Consider the following 333-nt stretch of genomic DNA (forward strand, 5'->3'; position numbering starts at 1 on the left):
CCTGATGGTTCGTCTCCTCTATATGACGTTCGGGGTTGCAATGGATGCGATGTTAGCATCGTTCACAGCGCTCGCTGCGTCGATAACGGTAAGCACCGGATGGCATACCGCTATCAACAACGTGCTCGCTCTCTGGACAGGTGCAACCGGGTTCTTCGCAATGGAGACGGCGATGTACATCCTGATCTGGGGATGGGTAGCGATGACGCTCGTCATGGATATGGGATATAACAAGCCACAGGGGATGAACTGAAATGCCGCCAAGAAAATCATCAGACCGTTTCTGTGTAACCATAGAATCGGACAATATCAACGGTCTGAAAGACCGGGACA

General features: G+C 51.7%; 1 protein-coding gene. It reads left to right on the forward strand.

The window, feature by feature from the left end; translation table 11 throughout:
* Positions 1 to 253, forward strand: a 253-nt coding sequence (locus tag JU82_RS03270; RefSeq protein WP_294892078.1) for a hypothetical protein, incomplete at its 5' end; no start/stop codon positions are given.
* Positions 254 to 333 lie beyond the last annotated feature (80 nt).

The sequence above is a fragment of the Sulfuricurvum sp. MLSB genome (assembly GCF_000747095.1).
Taxonomy (GTDB): Bacteria; Campylobacterota; Campylobacteria; order Campylobacterales; family Sulfurimonadaceae; genus Sulfuricurvum.